This window comes from Polaromonas sp. (assembly GCF_031411155.1).
In the GTDB taxonomy this organism is placed as follows: domain Bacteria; phylum Pseudomonadota; class Gammaproteobacteria; order Burkholderiales; family Burkholderiaceae_C; genus Polaromonas.
In genome coordinates this window covers 1-1,874 of sequence record NZ_JANOAL010000173.1, presented here as the reverse complement: position 1 = coordinate 1,874, position 1,874 = coordinate 1, and the positions used below count along the sequence as shown (strand labels likewise).

At 62.9% G+C, this 1,874-nt stretch carries 1 protein-coding gene and 1 pseudogene; one reads left to right on the top strand and one right to left on the bottom strand.

Features of this window, described 5'->3' with window-relative positions; genetic code table 11:
- Positions 1 to 561 (bottom strand): MFS transporter (locus RMO23_RS11210; protein WP_309681472.1); only part of this gene is annotated, 561 nt, incomplete at its 3' end.
- 300 nt (positions 562 to 861) lie between these two features.
- Here RMO23_RS11210 and RMO23_RS11205 point away from each other — a divergent pair.
- Positions 862 to 1,874 (top strand): annotated as a pseudogene (locus RMO23_RS11205) (excinuclease ABC subunit UvrA); the annotation flags it as partial.

Genomic DNA, 1,874 nt, shown 5'->3' with positions numbered 1-1,874 from the left:
CAGCGGCTCGGGCGGCACCCACCACACGACGACGGCGATACCGGCCAGGGCCAGCGACCCCGTCAGGGCAAACAGGCCATGCAAACCGATGTAGCTGGCCAGCAGCGGCGCAATCACCAGCGACAGCGCAAACATCAGGGCGATGCTGCCGCCCACCAGCGCCATCGCCTTGGTGCGCACTTCGTCGCGGGTGCAGTCGGCCAGCAGGGCCGTGACGGCGGCAGAAATGGCACCCGCCCCCTGCAGCGAGCGCCCGACAACCAGCCAGTTCAGGTCGGGGGCCCAGGCGGCCACAAAGCTGCCCAGCGCAAACACCAGCAGCCCGGCAATGATCACGCGCTTGCGGCCCCACCAGTCCGAGGCGATGCCAAACGGAATTTGTAACAAACCCTGGGTCAGGCCATAAATCCCCATGGCCAAACCGACGCGGGCCGGGTCGTCGCCGCCCGGGTATTTGGCCGCTTCCAGGGCAAACACCGGCAGCACCAGAAACAGCCCCAGCATGCGCAGAGCAAAAATCGACGCCAGCGAGGCGCTGGCGCGCCGTTCAGTGGCGGTCATCGGGAACGACAGAGGGACAGGGGGCTGGGTCAAGGGGTGGAGGGGCTAAAAATGAGCTGAAAACTGACTGAATCAATGAAATCAGACGCCCCGCCACCCCAAAGCGGGCGGTCAGGTCGTCGCGTAGTTGCTTATTGTGCTCGAAACAGGGCTTCGGTCTATGATTGAGAGTTTTGCGGCGACCTCATTCCAGTGAACTTTCCCAACGACAGCAAATACCTGGCCAGCGAACGCAGTGAAGGGCCGCCCCGAGCAAGTTCAGCCCCCTCGGGGGGCAGCGACTTGCACGCAGTGAGGAGCGTGGGGGCCAATATCCTGGCGGCCCAGCGCATCAGCATCCGCGGGGCGCGCACGCACAACCTCAAGAACATCGACCTCGACATTCCGCGCAACCAGCTGGTGGTGATCACCGGCCTGAGCGGCTCGGGCAAGTCGAGCCTGGCCTTTGACACGCTGTATGCCGAAGGCCAGCGCCGTTATGTGGAAAGCCTTTCCACCTACGCCCGGCAGTTTTTGCAGCTGATGGACAAGCCCGATGTGGACATGATCGAGGGCCTGTCGCCGGCGATTTCGATTGAGCAGAAAGCCACCTCGCACAACCCGCGCTCTACCGTGGGCACGGTGACCGAGATCCACGACTACCTGCGCCTGCTGTTTGCGCGCGCCGGAACGCCCTATTGCCCCGAGCATGACTTGCCGCTGCAGTCGCAAAGCGTCAGCGAAATGGTCGACGCCGTGCTGGCCCTGCCCGAGAACAGCAAGCTGATGATCCTGGCGCCGGTGGCGCGTGAGCGTAAGGGCGAATTTACCGATGTGTTTGCCCAGATGCAGGCCCAGGGCTACGTGCGCTTTCGCGTCGATGGCACGGCCTACGAATTTGACGAGCTGCCCGCGCTGAAAAAGACCGAAAAACACAATATTGACGTGGTGATTGACCGTATCAAGGTGCGGCCCGACATGCAGCAGCGCCTGGCCGAGAGCTTTGAAGCCGCGCTGCGGCTGGCCGACGGCAAGGCGATTGCGCTGGAAATGGACAGCGGCAAGGAGCATTTGTTCAGCGCCAAGTTTTCCTGCCCGGTCTGCAGCTATTCGCTCAGCGAGATGGAGCCGCGGCTGTTTTCCTTCAACTCGCCGGTCGGCGCCTGCCCGAGCTGCGATGGCCTGGGTCACAAGGAATTTTTTGATCCGACGCGGGTGGTGGCGTTTGCGTCGCTGAGCCTGGCCAGCGGCGCCGTCAAGGGCTGGGACCGGCGCAATGGCTATTACTTTTCCATGCTCGAAAGCCTGGCGAAACATTACCAGTTTGACATCGA